This is a genomic window from Paraburkholderia sp. CNPSo 3076 (genome assembly GCF_026343935.1).
GTDB classification, from domain to species: Bacteria; Pseudomonadota; Gammaproteobacteria; order Burkholderiales; family Burkholderiaceae; genus Paraburkholderia; species Paraburkholderia nodosa.
The window spans coordinates 126,779-143,475 of record NZ_JAPMAL010000012.1; the positions used below are offsets into that span (position 1 = coordinate 126,779).

General features: G+C 68.4%; 12 protein-coding genes and 1 pseudogene. 6 read left to right on the forward strand and 7 right to left on the reverse strand.

Annotation, left to right across the window (positions count from 1 at the left end; genetic code table 11):
• Positions 1–18: 18 nt before the first annotated feature.
• From M3A49_RS15750 to M3A49_RS15775, 6 genes and pseudogenes are all read right to left on the reverse strand, one after another.
• Complete coding sequence (locus M3A49_RS15750) at positions 19–879, reverse strand: polysaccharide deacetylase family protein (RefSeq protein WP_266229465.1); 861 nt, start codon at positions 877–879, stop codon at positions 19–21.
• A complete protein-coding gene (locus M3A49_RS15755) occupies positions 876–3,428 on the reverse strand; it encodes an MMPL family transporter (RefSeq protein WP_266229466.1) in 2,553 nt (850 codons plus the stop codon). The genes M3A49_RS15750 and M3A49_RS15755 overlap by 4 nt, the downstream gene beginning before the upstream one ends.
• Positions 3,428–4,081, reverse strand: coding sequence for an outer membrane lipoprotein carrier protein LolA (locus tag M3A49_RS15760; RefSeq protein WP_416338962.1), 654 nt, complete (start codon positions 4,079–4,081; stop codon positions 3,428–3,430). Before M3A49_RS15760 ends, M3A49_RS15755 begins: the two co-directional genes overlap by 1 nt.
• 137 nt (positions 4,082–4,218) lie before the next feature.
• Positions 4,219–5,139 (reverse strand): annotated as a pseudogene (locus M3A49_RS15765) (acyl-CoA synthetase); the annotation flags it as partial.
• A complete protein-coding gene (locus M3A49_RS15770) occupies positions 5,136–6,920 on the reverse strand; it encodes an AMP-binding protein (RefSeq protein WP_266229549.1) in 1,785 nt (594 codons plus the stop codon). The gene M3A49_RS15770 and the pseudogene M3A49_RS15765, both read right to left, overlap by 4 nt.
• Before the next feature lie 68 nt (positions 6,921–6,988).
• On the reverse strand, positions 6,989–7,645 hold the full coding sequence (locus tag M3A49_RS15775; RefSeq protein WP_266229467.1) for a hypothetical protein: 657 nt from the start codon (positions 7,643–7,645) through the stop codon (positions 6,989–6,991).
• A gap of 527 nt (positions 7,646–8,172) precedes the next feature.
• Here M3A49_RS15775 and M3A49_RS15780 point away from each other — a divergent pair.
• The 3 genes from M3A49_RS15780 to M3A49_RS15790 all read left to right on the forward strand — a co-directional run bounded on the left by M3A49_RS15780 (position 8,173) and on the right by M3A49_RS15790 (position 10,220).
• Positions 8,173–8,433, forward strand: a complete 261-nt coding sequence (locus M3A49_RS15780; RefSeq protein WP_028202434.1) for a phosphopantetheine-binding protein — start codon at positions 8,173–8,175, stop codon at positions 8,431–8,433.
• Between the two features lie 71 nt (positions 8,434–8,504).
• The gene (gene fabG / locus M3A49_RS15785; RefSeq protein ID WP_266229468.1) at positions 8,505–9,221 is read left to right on the forward strand and encodes a 3-oxoacyl-ACP reductase FabG; all 717 of its coding nucleotides are present in this window, start codon (positions 8,505–8,507) and stop codon (positions 9,219–9,221) included.
• 240 nt (positions 9,222–9,461) lie between these two features.
• Positions 9,462–10,220, forward strand: a complete 759-nt coding sequence (locus tag M3A49_RS15790) for a glycosyltransferase family 2 protein (RefSeq protein ID WP_266229469.1) — start codon at positions 9,462–9,464, stop codon at positions 10,218–10,220.
• A gap of 14 nt (positions 10,221–10,234) precedes the next feature.
• On the opposite strand, the gene M3A49_RS15795 is transcribed toward M3A49_RS15790, so the two are convergent.
• On the reverse strand, positions 10,235–13,813 hold the full coding sequence (locus M3A49_RS15795) for an indolepyruvate ferredoxin oxidoreductase family protein (protein WP_266229470.1): 3,579 nt from the start codon (positions 13,811–13,813) through the stop codon (positions 10,235–10,237).
• Positions 13,814–14,071: 258 nt separating this feature from the next.
• Between M3A49_RS15795 and M3A49_RS15800 the strand changes: the two genes are divergently transcribed.
• From M3A49_RS15800 to M3A49_RS15810, 3 genes are all read left to right on the forward strand, one after another.
• Positions 14,072–14,707 (forward strand): hypothetical protein, encoded by a 636-nt coding sequence (locus M3A49_RS15800; RefSeq protein WP_266229471.1) that lies wholly within the window; start codon positions 14,072–14,074, stop codon positions 14,705–14,707.
• A gap of 285 nt (positions 14,708–14,992) precedes the next feature.
• Entirely contained in the window at positions 14,993–16,150 is a 1,158-nt protein-coding gene (locus M3A49_RS15805) for an HPP family protein (protein WP_266229472.1), read from the forward strand.
• Positions 16,151–16,283: 133 nt separating this feature from the next.
• Positions 16,284–16,697 (forward strand): MarR family winged helix-turn-helix transcriptional regulator, encoded by a 414-nt coding sequence (locus M3A49_RS15810; RefSeq protein ID WP_266229473.1) that lies wholly within the window; start codon positions 16,284–16,286, stop codon positions 16,695–16,697.

The following is a 16,697-nucleotide window of genomic DNA, read 5'->3' on the forward strand; positions in this document are numbered from 1 at the left end:
GTTGGCGCAGCGGTGGAATCAGGGTTGACCGGCTTCGCCGTCGAGGCACGCGCGCAGTGTGGTCCACTGCAGCTGGCGTTCGGCGGTGGCGCGCAGGAGCAGCGGCAGCACGTCGAGCACGAGCGGCTTGCCGCGCGCGTCGCGCGCCGCGTGGCCGTCGTGCACGAGCAGGATATCGCGCGCAGCGAGGCCATCGAGCAAGCGGTGCGTGACCGTGCCGGCCTCTTTCGCGCAGGTGTCGAAGCCGCGCCGCGTCCAGCTCGCGAGGTGCAGGCCGAGGCCGCACAGCACCGGCTCGAGGAACGGATTGCGCAGGCCCGCCGGTGCGCGGAAAAAGCGCGGCGGCGTACCCGCGATTTCGGTGAGCGTGCGCTGCGCCGCCGCGATCTCGCGCTTCATCACGAGCGGCCCCGAAAGCGAAAACGTATGCCGATGGCGCTGGCTATGGTTCTCCACGGCGTGGCCGCGCGCCACGATCGCTTCGACCAGATGCGGGTAGCGTTGCGCCAGCTCGCCAATACAGAAGAACGTTGCGCGCACATCGAAATGGTCAAGCAGGTCGAGCACGTGCGGCGTCACTTCGGGGTCCGGACCATCGTCGATGGTGAGCGCGATGCGCTGCCCCGCGTGTTCGGGCAGGCGCGTCCAGTTCGGGCCGAGCAGCGCGCTGCGCGGCCACAGCCCCGCGGCGGTCAGTGCGAGATGCGAGGCCACCACGCTGCCCGCGGCCCACGGCCACGCGTGCGGCTGCGCGACCAGGGCGGCGGCGGCGCCCGCATGCAGCGCCGCCGCGCCGCCAATGAAGGGCGACGGCTTCCAGCGGCGCGCCGTGGCGGACGCGGGCGTCACACGCGTAGCGGGCAACGAAGCCGAGTTCATGCGCGGCCTCCGTGCGGGTGGGTCATCTGTGCGCGTTCGGTGCGCGGGCGCGCAGGCCGCTGCTGCTCAGGGGTATCGGCAGCCACGTGCACCTCAGCGCTGCTGCGCACGAGCGGCGGCGCGAGAATCGCCGCGAACACGAGCGCGAGCATCGCGCCCGGCCCGACCGTCAGCCCGAACGTTTCGAGCAGCGGCACATGAGACAGCGAGAGCAGACCGAAGCCCGCCACCGTCGCGAGATTGGCGACGAGCAGCGAGACGAGCGTGCGCGGCGTGATGCCCGCTTCGCCGTCGCGCTTGCAGAAGAACAGCGCATAGTTCGAGCCCACCGCGACGATGAGCAGCATGCCGACCAGATGCAGAATGGTGAGCGATACGCCCGCCAGCGCGAATCCCGCCGCCACGACCAGCACCGCCGCGACGAGCGGCGCGAGCGCACGCGCCGCGCGCGAGACCGAGCGCAGTGCGAACACCAGCAGCGCGACGATGACGACGAAACCCGCGAGCGAGAGGCGAATATCTTCGTGCACATAGTCCACGTACATGCGGTCGGCTTCGGCCTTCATGTCGACGAAGAGTGCGCCCGGCACGTCCGCACGGGCGACGGCGTCGCTCACGGAACTGGCGTCGAGGCTCGGCGTATTCACGGCCTGCGCGGCCTGCGCGCTTTGTGAATGGCGCGGCGCGCGCAAGGCGAGCATCGCGTTCCATTGACCGTCGCGCTGGGTCAGGAGCGCATCGACGGCGAGCGCCATCGACGTGCCCTTGAGGTCCGCGCGCGTGATGAGCGGCGCGTTGCGCGCCGCCTCGACGTCGGCGAGGAACGGCGTGAAGGCGTCGGGCCTCACGTCCACCGGCTGGTTCCTGATCGCCGCCTGCAGGCGCGCCGCGAGCACGTCCTTGCCGGGCAGGCTCGCGAGACGCGCACGCTGGGTGGCGTCGCTCGGCAGGTAGCGCGCAGGGCTCTCAAAGCCGCCCAGCACGCCACGGTCGACCAGCGGCTGCAACTGCGCGCCGACCTTCTCCGCGCCTTCGAGCGCGGCCTGCTCGCTCGCGGCCGGAATCACCACGAGATAGCGCACGTCGGGCGCGCCCACGTCCGCGCGCAGGCGCGTGTCGAGCGCCTGGCTCGCGGCGGGCACGGGGCTCAAGGAGGAAAGCTCGTGGCTCCAGAGGTCGTCGCGATGCAGCCAGAGCGACGCCAGCGCGGCGAGCACGAGCGCCGCGAGCGGCCAGCGCAGGCGCGGCGCGGCGTGAGCCAGGCGCGCGAGCGCCGCGCCGATGCGCGACACATCGCGGATCGCGACTGCGCCGCCACACAGCTGCGGCAGCACGAAGCGCGTGACGAGCGCGGCGCTTACGAGGCCCGCAATCGAATAGAGCCCGAGTTGCACGAGGCCGGGGAAGCCCGAGAACAGCATCGTCGCGAAGCCGCACACCGAGGTGAGCACACCAAGGCGAATGGTCGGCCAGTAAGCGGCAAGCCATGCACGCATCGTCTCGGGGCCCTGCGGTGCACCGCGCGGGCCGCCTTGCGACGACTGCACGAACAGATAGATCGAGTAGTCCACCGCCTCGCCCATCAGCGTCGTGCCGAAGCCGAGCGTCAAGCCATGCACCGTGCCGAACACGAGCGAAACCGTGGCAATGCCCACCGCCACGCCTGAGAACACCGGCAAGAGCCCGAGCCCCAGCGTGCGCGGCGAACGGTATAGCGTGAGCAGCAGCGCGACGATCAGCACGAGGCTCAGGGTGGAGAGGCGTTCCACGTCGTGGCGAATGGCGTCGCGCGTGGCGACCCCGAACACGCCCGGCCCCGTCAGCGATACCTGGTAGGCCGAAGCATTGGGCAAGGTGCGCGTGGCGGCGGCAAAGGCGGCGCGCACGGCGTCGATGGCGTGGGACTGGGCGTCCGTGTCGGAGCCGGCGGCCGCCGTTTGCGCCACCAGCACGGCGCGCCGGCCGTCGCGCGAGGCCCATACGCCGCCGCGGCTCGCAGGCTGCGCCGCGCTGTCGAGCTGGCCGACCATCGCCGCCACTTCGCCAGTCGGGTCGCGCGGCAGCAGGTCCTTGGCAACCAGCCCCGCCGACGAAGTCAGCAGATCGAGGCTCTCGCCCAGCGCCTCATGCAGCCCCTGATCCGTGAAGTGTTGCGGCGTGACCGCGGGGCTCAGCACATAGCGGTGCGCGAACATGAACTGCTCGTCGCGCACGTCGTTCTGGCCCGAGCCGTTGTGAATCGCCACGAATTGCGGGTCGGCGCGCAAGCTCGCCGCCACGCGGCGCGAAAGCTCCGCGCGCGTGCTTTCGTAGCCGCCGTCGATGCCGATGAGAATGAGCCGGGAAGCCAGACCGTCGCGCAGTTGATCGACGAGCACTTGCTGCGTGGGACTCGGCGAGCGCGGCAGAAACGCCGAGAGATCGGCGGTGAAGTTCGCGCGGCCGATCGCCACTGCGCACGCGACGAGGCACAGCAGCCACACCGCAACGGCGCGCCGCTGCACGAGCGCGAAGCCGCGCGCAAGGACCGGATGGGCGCGCGGGTCCATCAGTTCGCGTCCGCGGTAAGGGCGTGCAGGCGCATCACCGAATGATCGCCGTCTGCCTGCTGGATCGCGACGCTGCGCATCGCGTCGCGCGTGCCGTCTATCGTGATCGTGCTCACCACCTTGCGCATGCGCGAGTCGAGCGGCGTGAGCGTGAGCGTCCAGTCGTCGCCCTCACCCGTGAGCGCGACCTTGTACACCTGCTCCAGCGCGAAGCGGTTGCCCGCGAGCGTCGCACGGATGCTCTCGATGAACGCGCCCAGCTCCGGATAGCGCGCGAGCGCCAGCGTGTATTTGTGGTTCTCGCGCTGCACCGTCAACATGTCGCCATCCACCACGAGGTGCTCGGGCTTCGGGTTCTGCGTGATCTTTTCCAGATGATCGGGCGCGACGAACACGAGTTCGCCCGACGACTCCACGGGCTGGGTGGCGATCGAGAGGTACTTCGTCTCGGTGAAGCTCGCGTGGCCGGACTTGTGCTGCGCGAGCGTGGACATCAGGCGGTCGAGCGTCCAGGCGGGCTGCGCCGTCTCGGCAGCCTGTGCCGGCACGACGGGCGCGGCCGCCGTCATGATGGAAGCGGCGATGAAAGCGGCGCTCGCCAGCGCACGCAGGCAGCGCGCGCGCAAGGTTGCGGAACGGCGGTTCGCGCTCATGCGTCGGTCACCTCGCGCACGGGAAGCTCGGCATGGGGGCGCGTCTCGCGGCGGCGCAGCGGGGCCGGCGCCGGCGCACGGGGCGCAACGCTTGCCGGTGCCGGCGCGGGTGCCGGCGCGGGTGCCGGTGCGCCAGCCTTCGCGCCCTGCATGCCGCCCTGCCAGAAGTCGTAGTAGTTGAACCAGTTGTACGGCGCCATACGGCAATAGCGGTCGAGCAGCGTGACGTAGCGCACGAGCGCCGCGTCGATGGCGCGCTGGCGCGACTCGCGCGGCACGTCGGTGAAGTCCGCCAGCGTTTCGAAGTGCACGTCGTAGCGGTTGCCGCCGCGATACAGGCCCGTCATGAAGAGCACTGGGCGCTTGAGCATCGCCGCCATGTAGAGCGGCCCGAGCGGGAACGCCGCCGGCTCGCCGAGAAACGCCATGCGCCGCATGGTGGCGGTGTCGCCGGCGAGCAGCGTGCGGTCCGCGAGCATGCCCACCATGCAGTTCTGGTCAAGACGCTCGTGCACCTTCAGCATCGAGCCGACCTGGCCGAGCCCGATCACTTCGGGCTTCGCCGCGGGATTCACGGCGGCGAGCGTCGCGTTGATCTTCTGCGCATTCTCTTCGTACATCGTCACGACCACGCGCAGGTCGGGCCGCGTGCGGCCGAGCGCGCGCACGATCTCGAAGCTGCCGAGATGCGCGCCCATCAGGAACACGCCGCGCCCCTTGGCGAGTGTTTCGTCCACGAGCGTATGGCCGTGCGGGCGGACATCGAACATGTCGAAGCGCGCGTTGGCCAGATAGATGCGGTCGTGGATCGTCGAGGCGAACGTGAACACGTGGCGGTAGACGTCGCGCCAGTGCGCCGGGCGGCCCAGCACGCGGCGCAGGTAGTCGCGCGAGGACGCGCACGCGCGCGGCGAAAACAGCACGAAATACAGCGCGATCAAATGCAGCAGCGCGCGGCCCGCGCGGCGGCCGAGGCGCAGCGAGAGCCACGTCATAACGCGCAGGAGCAGCGTGTTGCTGCGCTCCTGCTGGTTTGCCCAGTCGGTGCGCTTCGTCATGGCTGCGCTCCGGTTTGCGCGCTCGCGCGCGTGATCGGCTCGGCGCCGGGTGCGTCGGCGAGTGCGTCGCTGATGACGCCGCTCGCGACATCGCGCACGCCCGCACGCAGCGTGAAGCGGATCGCGCCGCTCGCCGCCGCGTCCCAGGCGAGGTCGAGCGTTTCGCCGGGCGCGGCCGGGCTCAGGAATTTCGCGGTGCTGAGCTTGAACGTGGTGAACGGCCGGTTCAGCGCGTCGCCGATCGCGTCGATGGCGTGATCGAGCAGCACGACGCCGGGCACGATCGGGTGACCCGGGAAGTGGCCAGGCAGCGCGGGATGATCGGCGGGAATCGTGAACGAAAGCGTGAGCGCCGGTTTGGCCAAACCTTCGCCCCCGTCCTTCGCGGCGGGCGCGAGGCCGCCACGCATCTGCCGCGCGACGAACGCCGCGAGCAGGTCGTGCGGCAGCTTGCCGGTGTCGTTGCGCGGCAGGGCATCGACAAACAGCAGCGGACGCGGCAGAAACGCGCGATCGATGCGCTCGCGCAGCGCGCGCTGCAGGCCGGCGAGCGCAAGCGTCGGCGCGACCACGAGCGCGACGAGGCGCTGCACGACGTCGTGGCCCGTGTGCGCGTCGTGCTCGAGGTGGTCAGGCATGAAGAACACGCCGTCCACCACGCCCGGAATCGCGTTGAGCTGATGGTTGAGGTAGGCGAGCGAGGTCCGTTTGCCTGCGATGTTGATGAGGTCAGCCTTACGCCCGTGCAACAGGAAACGCTGCGCATCGAGCAGTTCGATGGCGTCGCCCATCGGCACCGGCGCTTCCACGTGGCCGCCCGAGACCCACATCGTCGGGCCTTCATCGTCCGGAGCCGCGCTTTCGCGCGCTTCGAAGCGAACCTTCGGAAACAGTTGCCACGTCGCCCCCTTCGCGGTGCGGCGCGTGGCAATCTGGCCGGTTTCGGTGCTGCCGTAGATTTCGACCAGCGGCGCCTTCAGGCGCGCTTCCGCTTCGAGCGCGAGCTTTTCCGAGAGCGGCGCGGTGGCGGAGAGCACCAGCTCGGCCTGCGGCAGCGCGTGATCGGTGGCGAGCAGCGCACGCAGATGGATCGGCGAGGTCACGAGCACGCGCGGGTGCGGCACCGCTTCGAGTTCATCGCGGATATCGACGGGATAGAACGGCAGCCGGTTGCTGAACGCGAAGCCGCCGATCAGCGGGAGCAGCACGGTCACTTCGAAGCCGTACATGTGCTGCGGCGGCACCGTGCCGACGATCGTGCAGTCGTGCGCGCCCACCAGGCCGTGCCGCTCGGCCGCCGCGCGCACGCCCGCCACCAGCACGCCCCACGTTTTGCCATGCGGCACCGGCGCGCCGGTGGACCCCGACGTGAACACGTAGGCCATGACGCGCGAGGCGTCGATCTGCGGGACGACGAACGGCGCGTCCCCGTCGGCTTCCTGCTGGGCTTCGGGCCAGGCGAAACGCGGCAGGTCGATCGCGCAATCGGGCGCGTCGTGCAGGCAGAACGTGTCGGGGGCGAACGAGGCGAGCTGGCGCACCGTCTCCGGCGTCTGCGTGGAGGGCAGCAGGCTGATGCGGCCGGAGACGAGCGCCGCGCACAGGCCGACGGTAAAGCGGTAGCGGTCGCGGCAGACGTTGAACACGTGGCCGCCCGCCGGCAGCGCCGCGGCCACACGCGTGACATCGGCGAGGAACGCGCGCACCGTGACGGGCGCGCCGTCGCGCCAGGCAATGACCTGGTCGGGCGACGTATGAAAAACGAGCGGATGAGTCTGCATAACTTCAGTCAATACGGATTCCTGCGTTGTTCCCTGCTTTGATTCAGGCTGGCGAGCGGCATCCATGATCAGGATTGCTCCGCGTGCGCCTGGGTCGTCTGCCGGTATGCGCGGATCGCGTCGAGCATGCCGGCATTCGGCTCGCCAGGCTGCACGAAACGCCTGCATGCGTGCTCGGCGACGAACATCACCGCCACGAGCGGCAAGGCCAGATAGTTGGCGAACGTCGACCACGCGACGATCGGTGCAATCGCGAACATCAGCGTCGAAACCCCGGCAATCGCGACGAAAAAGAGCGTCCACGCGAGCGTGATCTGGCGCGTATAGCGCGCGACGGCCGGCGTCAGCGTGCCGCCGTGGATCATCGACGCGAACTGCGTGCAAAGCGGCACGCGCCCCGCCGCGAGCGTGCGCCCGAACAGCAGCGCCATCGCGAGGTTGAAGCTGACATGCTCCAGATACAGTCCCCATTCAAAGTGCAAAGCAAGCGGCGTGCGCATAAACCATAGCGCGAGCACCACGAGCGTCCAGAGCGGCAGCAGCCACGCCCGGCGCGGCGAGCGCGCGACGGCGGCCAGCGCGATCGCGAGCGGGGGCACGAGCGCCATGGCAAGGCCGAAGCCGTGCGCGCCCGGCGTCGCCACCGCGTAGTGCGCCCCGACTTGCCAGGCGGCCACCGCCGCCACGCCAAGCGCCGCGCGCGCCGCCGCAGCCACGGCGCTCATCGCCCGCCTCCGCGCACGCGCGCGCCAGCCTGCCGTGCGCACGGCGCCGGCGGGCGTATGGCCCCGGTGCGCCCCAGGGCGGTCTGACTGAGCGAAGAAGGCATCTGGCAAATATCGCAAATGAAGTCGTAAGTGAATCGTAGGGTGTGGCAAGTGCCACGAAACATCATAAGAAATGCAAGTATCGGACCGGTTTCTTGCACGCCTGTTCGGGCACGCACATTTTAAGATTGGCGGGACCCGATCACCTGTCCTGCCAGACGCCGGTTTGTAACTGAATGTTCGGAATCGCGCCGGGCGGGGCTTTTGTCCGATCCAGACAGGCCCGAAGCCGTGCAAGCGTCTCGCGCGTTCCGATCCCAAAAATGCGCGCCGCCTGGCACCGACCCTCTGTAACCCTTTCGCCTGGGAGCACGGTATACGCACCGATACCCTTCACTTAGAATCCTGGTAACTTTTACATCAAACGAACCCTAAAAACGGGTGGCCGGCGCTTTTGGCCCGCACGCCCGGAGAGCCCACGCATGATGAACGCACTGGAACAAGAGCTCGCCACGCAGATCGTGAAAGAGCTGAATCTCGAAGATGTCTCCCTCGACGAAGTGAGCGCCGACACCCCGCTCTACGGCGAAGGCTTCGGGCTCGACTCGATCGACATTCTGGAAATTGCGCTGCTGATCTCGAAGAAGTACGGCTTCGAACTGCGCTCGGACAATCCGGAAAACGAAAAGATCTTCGCGACGCTCGGTACGCTTGCCGCCTATGTCGCGGCGCACCGCGTGCGCTGACGTGCGCGGCGCGCGGTGCCATGACTGCCGGCGCTGGCCAGCACCCGGCCAGGATTGAGGGAGGAAACCCCATGCGTGCACTCGTGACAGGCGGCAGCGGCGCACTCGGGCAGGCCATCAGCGTTGCGCTCGCGCAGGCGGGCCACGAGGTCTGGGTGCACGCGAACCGGCGGCTGGCCGAAGCCGAGGCCATCGCGCAGCGCATCGTCGCGGCGGGCGGCAGCGCGCACGCCATTGCCTTCGACGTGACCGACGCCGACGCGGCCGAAGCCGCGCTCGCACGGCTCGTGGAAGACGCGCCCGTGCAGATCCTGGTGAACAACGCGGGCATTCACGACGACGCGCCGCTAGTCGGCATGCGGCGGGAGCAATGGCGCCGCGTGATCGACGTCTCGCTCAACGGCTTTTTCAACGTGACGCAGCCGCTTCTCATGCCGATGATCCGCACACGCCGCGGACGCATCGTCAACATCGCCTCGCTCGCGGGTGTAATGGGCAATCGCGGCCAGGCGAACTACGCGGCGGCGAAGGCCGGCCTGATCGGCGCGACGAAATCGCTCTCGCTGGAGCTGGCTTCGCGCGGCATTACCGTGAACGCCGTGGCGCCCGGCATTATCGCCACGCCGATGGCGGAGCACGCGTTTCCCGTCGAGCGCATCAAGCAGCTCGTGCCCGCGCAGCGCGCCGGCCAGCCCGCGGAAGTCGCGGCCATGGTGGCGTACCTGGTGTCCGACGCGGCCGCCTACGTGACAGGGCAAGTGCTCTCGATCAACGGCGGCCTGGCCTGAACACGCGGCGCGTTTTCCGCTGCTGCATCTTCTGAGGAAATACGAGTGTCTGTGCAACCCTTCGACGCAAAGCGGCAGTCGCGCTCCGCGCCCGGCACAAGCACGGGCGCGAGCGCCGAAGCATCCGGATACGAAGTCCCCGCGCACAATGCGCCGGACGCCCGCCCCGGCGGTTATGCGCGCGCAGCGGCGCGACCTAGAATTTTTTCAGGGTCTCACGCTGTAGAGGCGCCCGCTGCCATGTCCACGCCTTCGTCCACGCATCTCGTCCTGATCCCGAGCTACAACCCGGGCGCCAAGCTCGACGAGACCGTGCGCGGCGCACGCGAGCAATGGAACCCCGTGTGGGTCGTGGTGGACGGCAGCACGGACGGCAGCGCCGCGCGCCTGCAGGCCATGGCCAACGAGGACCCCGGCCTGCACGTCATCGTGCTGCCCGACAACCGGGGCAAGGGCGGCGCGGTGCTCGCGGGGCTCGAAGCCGCCGCGGCGCGCGGATTCACGCACGTGCTGACGATGGACTCCGACGGCCAGCACCCCGCCGCGCTGATTCCCGAATTCATGGCCGCCTCGCAGGCCGCGCCCGAAGCCATGGTGCTGGGCCTGCCGAAGTTCGACGCGAGCGCGCCGCAACTGCGCGTGCAGGGACGACGCCTCTCGAACCTCTTTGCCGACTTCGAGACGCTGTGGGCCGGCATCGGCGATTCGCTTTACGGCTTTCGCGTGTATCCGATCGCGCCGCTCAAGGCGATCATGCACCGCCAGACGTGGATGCGCCGCTTCGACTTCGATCCCGAGGCGGCCGTGCGCCTGTGCTGGGCCGGCGTGCGGCCGATCCAGATCGAAGCACCGGTGCGCTACTTCGGCGCCGATGAAGGCGGCGTTTCGCATTTCAATTACGTGCGCGACAACCTGCTGCTCGCGGGCATGCATCTTCGACTCGTGAGCGGGTTGGCGCTGCGCCTGCCGCGCTTGATCGGCAGGCGCCTGCTGCCCTGATCCTTGTTGGCGGGTTACGCCGTGGCGCGCTGCGTGGCGCTCGTGCGGTAGTCGGCCAGCAAGCGCTCCTGCTTTTTCCCGGCCGCAGCGAGATTGCGCGCCTTGACGTGGCCGAAGCCGCGAATCTCGTCGGGCAGCGCCGCCAGCTGCAGCGCGGCGGGCAGGCGCTGCGCGTCGAGGCTCGCGCAGAATTCGTCCACGAGCGCCACGTATTGCGCAATCGAGCGGCGTTCGTCGCGACGCTCTTCGGTCTTGCCGAACACGTCGAACGCCGTGCCGCGCAGCCCCTTCATGCGGGCCAGCGTGCGCAACACCGGCAGCACCCACGGACCGAAACGGCGCTTCACGAGATGACCGTGCTCGTCGCGCTTCGCGAACAGCGGCGGCGCGAGCCAGAAGTTCAGCTTGTAGTCGCGTCCCGGCTCGCCTTCGAACTGCTCGCGCAGCTTCTGCAGATACGCAGGATCGGCATACAGACGCGCAACCTCGTATTCGTCCTTGTAGGCCATGAGCTTCGCGAGATTCACGGCCACGGCGCGCGTGAGCGGCAGCTTCACGTCGCCGCCGAGCGCCGTCTCCTTCACGCGAATGCGCTCGACGACGTGGCGATATTGCTCCGCATAGGCGGCGTTCTGATACGTGGTGAGCAACGCTTCGCGCGCGGCAATCAGCTTGTCGAGCGATTCGGGCATGCGCAGAACGATGGCTTGCGCTTCTGCCGGTGTTTTGGTGAGCGCGCGCACGACCGCCTCACCATGATGCGCGACGTAGCGCCCCCAGTTGAACGCCTGCTGGTTCTTCTCCACGGCCACGGCGTTGAGTTCGATCGCGCGACGCAGATGCGCGAGTTCGAGCGGCAGCCAGCCCTTTTGCCACGCATAGCCCAGCAGCAGCGGGTTGCTGTAGATCGTGTCGCCGAGCAAGGCCAGCGCGAGCGCATTGGCGTCCACGAACGAACAGCCCTCGCCGATGCTCGCGCGCAGTTCAGCCTCGGTTTGTGCGCCCGGGAACGTCCACTTGGGATTCTTGACGAATTCCGCAGTCGGCGTCGCGCCGCTGTTGATCGCCGCGACCGTCACGCCATGCTGGGTGCGCGAAAGCACGTCGCCAGAAGCTGAGACGATCGCGTCGCAGCCGATCACGAGGCGCGCCTCGCCCGTGGCGATGCGCGTGGCGTGCAAGGCGGCGGGCGTCGCCGCCACCTGCACGTGGCTCAGCACGGCGCCGCCCTTTTGCGCGAGCCCGGCCATGTCGAGTACGGTCACGCCCTTGCCCGCAAGATGCGCGGCCATGCCGATCAGGCCGCCGATCGTCACGACACCCGTGCCGCCCACGCCCGTCACGAGAATGCCGTAAGGCTTCGCCAGTTGCGGGAGCACCGGCATGGGCAACGCGTCGAAATCGATCGATGCGGCGCTGGACACGTTCGCCGCGCGCGGCTTGCGCAACTGCGCGCCCTCGGCCGTCACGAAGCTCGGGCAAAAGCCCTTCACGCACGAAAAGTCCTTGTTGCACGACGACTGGTTGATCTTGCGCTTCGTGCCGAGCGGCGTATCGAGCGGCTCGACGGAAAGGCAGTTCGACTGCACCGAGCAGTCGCCGCAGCCCTCGCACACGGCGTCGTTGATGAACGCGCGGCGCGCCGGGTCGGGATAGGCGCCGCGCTTGCGGCGGCGGCGCTTTTCGGTGGCGCAGGTCTGGTCGTAGATCAGCACGGTGGTGCCGGCGATTTCGCGCAACGTGCGCTGCACGCTATCGAGCTGGTCGCGATGGTGAACGTCCACGCCAGGCGGTAATACGATCTTCGCGTCGTATTTTTGCGGCTCGTCCGTGACGATGACGATGCGCTTCGCCCCTTCGGCATGCACCTGATGCGCGATCTGCGGCACGGTGAGCACGCCGTCCACGGGCTGGCCGCCCGTCATCGCCACCGCGTCGTTGTAGAGAATCTTGTAGGTGATGTTGGCGTTCGATGCGATGGCCGCGCGAATCGCCAGCAGTCCTGAGTGAAAGTAGGTGCCGTCGCCGAGGTTCACGAACACGTGCTGGTCGCCCGAGAAGTGCATCTGGCCGAGCCACGCCACGCCCTCGCCGCCCATCTGGCTGAACGTTTCGGTCTTGCGGTCCATCCACATCGACATGTAGTGGCAGCCAATGCCCGCCAGTGCACGCGAGCCTTCAGGCACGTTCGTCGAGGTATTGTGCGGACAGCCCGAGCAGAACCATGGCTTGCGCTCCACCGTCACGCGCGGCTTCGCTGCCTCGCGCTCCTTCGCCTCGATGATCGCCACGCGCGCGAGCATGCGCGCGCGGACTTCCTCGGGCACGTCGGCGCGCGCGAGACGCCGCGCAATCGCCTTGGCGATCAGCGCGGGCGAGAGTTCGTAGTGCGCGGGCAGCAGCCAGTTGCCGCGCGGCACCGACCATTCGCCGCCTTCGTTGTCGCGCTCGTCGAATTTGCCGTAGATCTTGGGGCGCACGTCTTCGCGCCAGTTGTATAGCTCTTCCTTGAGCGCGTATTCGAGAATCTGGCGCTTTTCCTCCACCACGAGAATTTCTTCGAGCCCGGTGGCGAAGCCACGCGCGTCCTGCGCGTCAAGCGGCCACACACAGCCCACCTTGAGCACGCGCACGCCGATCTGCGCGCAGGTTTCGTCGTCGAGGCCGAGGTCGGTGAGCGCCTGGCGCACGTCGAGATACGCCTTGCCGGCGGTCATGATGCCAAAGCGTGCGCGCGGCGAATCGATCACCACGCGGTTCAGCCGGTTCGCGCGCACATAGGCGAGCGCGGCATACCACTTCTCGTCGAGCAGGCGCGCTTCCTGAGCGAGCGGCGTGTCGGGCCAGCGGATATTGAGGCCGCCTTCGGGCATGGTGTAGTCGGCGGGCGTGACGATTTCCACGCGGTCCGGGTCGAGATCGATCGACGCGGTCGATTCGATCACGTCGGTCACGCACTTCATGGCGACCCACAAGCCCGAGTAGCGGCTCATGGCCCAGCCGTGCAAACCGTAGTCGAGATACTCCTGCACGTTCGCGGGATAGAGCACGGGAATGCCCGCCGCAATGAGCGCGTGCTCGGACTGGTGCGCGACCGAGGACGACTTCGCCGCGTGGTCGTCGCCCGCGAGCACGAGCACGCCGCCGCGCGCGTCGCTGCCCGCGGAGTTGGCGTGCTTGAACACGTCGCCGGTGCGGTCGACGCCGGGGCCCTTGCCGTACCACATGCCGAACACGCCGTCGCGCTGCGCGCCGGGCCAGAGATTGATCTGCTGCGTGCCCCACACGGCGGTGGCGGCGAGGTCCTCGTTCACGCCGGGCTGGAACACGACGTCGTGGGCCTGGAGATGCTTTTTCGCCTTCCAGAGCGACTGGTCGAGCGCGCCGAGCGGCGAGCCGCGATAGCCGGAGACGAAGCCCGCGGTATTCAGGCCGGCCTTGCGGTCGCGCGCCTTTTGCAGCATGGGCAGGCGCACCAGCGCCTGGGTGCCGCTGATGTACACGCGGCCTTTTTCCAGCGTGTATTTATCGTCGAGCGAAACGGATGCGGCTAGCGATGCGGCGTCTACGGCGGCACGGTCTGGGGCGTTCATGGCGGGGCTGTCTCCGGAATCGGTACTTCATCGGTACGTTTTCCGGGGGAGTATAGGAAGCCGATATGCCATCGTAAAATCACAAATTGGCAACGCTGGTATGCGAAAAACGGATGGCTGAACGCGATGGAGGTCGCGCATCGAGGGGCGCTTGCTCAAGCGCCTCGGGCATTTGCCGTTAACACACGGGACCAGCAACCCCTCATTCCGGAGTCCCGCTTGCACGCGAAACCACGCGCTCTGCCATCTGCATCTGTCTTGTTCGGAACCCTGGCCGCAACCGTGCTGATCAGCGGCTGCGTCTCAAGCCCCCGCGTCGCCACCGCACCCGCACGCCCGACGACCGTGGTCGTCGCTCCCTCGCCGCCGCCCCCGCCTGTCGTCGTCGCGCAACCCGTCTATGTGCCGCAGCCTTACGACGCTTATGTTTCGGTCGTGCTCGACCGCGACGTGGTCTACGCCGGCGGCAGCACGTATATCTGGATCGCGGGACCGGACGGCCACCGCCAGCGCCGCTACTATGGCCGCGGTGACCTGCGCGGCGAAGTCCTGCATCGCCGCGCGGAACTGCGCGTGGTGATGGCGCACAACGAAGGCCATCTGCCGATGCAGCACGCGCGCATGCCCGAGCCCCAGCGCGTGCGCGTGACGATGCAGCCGCACGGCGCGCCGCCCCATGGCTACCGGCTGCAGCCGGGCGGGCATCCGCCGGCGCACACCGCCCAACATCGCCCGCCGCCCGCGCCGAACCGCAACGCGAACGCCAGCGCCAGCGCCAGCGCCAATGCGAATGCGAATACGAATACGAATGCTGGCCATCATCGCCACCCCGATGGGCATCCCAACGGCGCACCTGCGCCGCGTTTCGCGGGCCAGCCGCCGCATGCCGGTTAATCCCGGCTAAGACCGGCTGAAGTTCAAACCGTCGGTCAGCGTTCGCTGGCCGGCCTCAAAGGCGTTGCCGCCCCCGCCGGCGGCGCTTCCTCCCTTGCCTCACCTGCCGCCCTCCGCTGCGCGGCTATGGTTGTGTCCCCAAAAAATCCCGCCTGACGCGCATCCTCGGTGCAACACCGCCGCGACTAAGTGTCGCGATATATATCACATCGCGATATAATCTCTTGTCTTTGGGCGGCGCCGAGCCGTCTGCGCTCCCCATCCGTTTCAAATCCGTTCCGAATCGTGTCACGCTTCAAGGTCCTTCGCTGGCTCACCCGCTTCACCCCCTCCAGGGTCACCATCACATGGCGCGAGCGCCTGCGCTCGGGCGGCGGCGCGCTGGTCGGCATCGCTCTGACGGGCGCGCTCACGCACCGGCTGCCTGGCGGCGATCCGGCCATCCCGTACCTGATCGCCCCCATGGGCGCCTCCGCCGTACTGCTGTTCGGCGTGCCCGCCAGCCCGCTCGCGCAGCCCTGGTCGATCATCGCCGGCAACCTCGTTTCCGCCACCGTGGGCGTGACCGCCGCGATGTGGATCCATGACCCCGTGCCGGCCGCCGCCGTGGCCATTGCCGTTGCGATCATCGCGATGTTTACGCTGCGCTGCGTGCATCCGCCTTCGGGCGCGGTCGCGCTGACCGCGGTGCTGGGCGGCCCGGCCGTGCATGCGCTCAGCTATGAATTCGTGTTCGTGCCCGTCGCGCTCCAGTCGTTCCTGCTGCTCGGCGGCGCGCTCGTCTATCACGCCGCCACGGGGCATCGCTACCCGCACGCCGCGCGGCGGCCGCGGGTAGCAGGTCCGGCCCCCGCGCAAGCCGGCTTCACGCGCGCCGACCTCGAAGCCGTGCTGCGCGAGCGCGACGAAATGCTCGACATCGACACCGACGACCTCGAAGCCGTGCTCCAGGACGCCGAAATCCGCGCGTACGCGCGCAGCTTCGGCGAACTGACGTGCGCCGATGTCATGTCGGCCAATGTGGTGAGCATCACGCCCGCGACGACCGTGGGCGAAGCGCGCTCGCTGCTCAAGCGCCACGACGTGAAGGCGCTGCCCGTGGTGGACGCGCATCATCAGGTGAAGGGCATCGTCACGCGCGCCGACCTCGCCGCCGACGGACGCGAACGGCATCCGCTGCGTCTCATGCTTTATGCGATCGCGCGCCTGTTCCGGCCGCACGCCGAGTCCGGCCAGAACGTCGGCACGCTGATGACCACGCATGTGCTGACCGTCGCGAACACGACGCCGATCGTCGAACTCGTGCGTATTTTTGCGGGCCGCGGGCACCATCATGTGCCGGTGGTCGATCACGAACGCAGGCTCGCGGGCATCATCACGCAGGCCGACTTGATCTCGGGGCTCTATCACCAGGCGAAGACGCCGCAGCAGGCGCCGGCCTGAGCCGGTTAGCGGCCGGACTTGTGGCCGGCTTCGCGGCCATACACCTGGCCGCGATGCTGATGTGGCGGGCGTTTTCGGGAAGAAATGTCACATCGTGATATATTTGGAGACTAAACCGTTCCAGGGACTCCCGATGAAAAAAAGCGTGCGCGACCTCGACAAGGTCGACTTTGAACAGCTGTCCGAATTTCGCTACCAGATGCGCCGCTTCGAGCGCTTTTCGGAGCAGGCCGCGCAGGCCGAGGGCATCACGCCGCTGCAATACCTGCTGCTGCTGCATGTGAAGGGCTACCCCGGCCGCACGTGGGCGACCATCGGCGAGCTGGCCGAGCGTTTGCAGGCGCAGCATCACGGCGTGGTGGCGCTCGTCTCGCGCTGCGAGGCGATCGAACTCGTCGAGCGCCGCGTGAGCGAGCGTGACCGCCGCCAGGTGGAAGTGCATCTGCTCTCCGCCGGCGAAAAGCTGCTCGCGCGCCTGGCCGAACTGCATCGCGCCGAGTTGAGATCGCTCGACGGCGCATTCACCATTCCGCATATCGATCTTTAA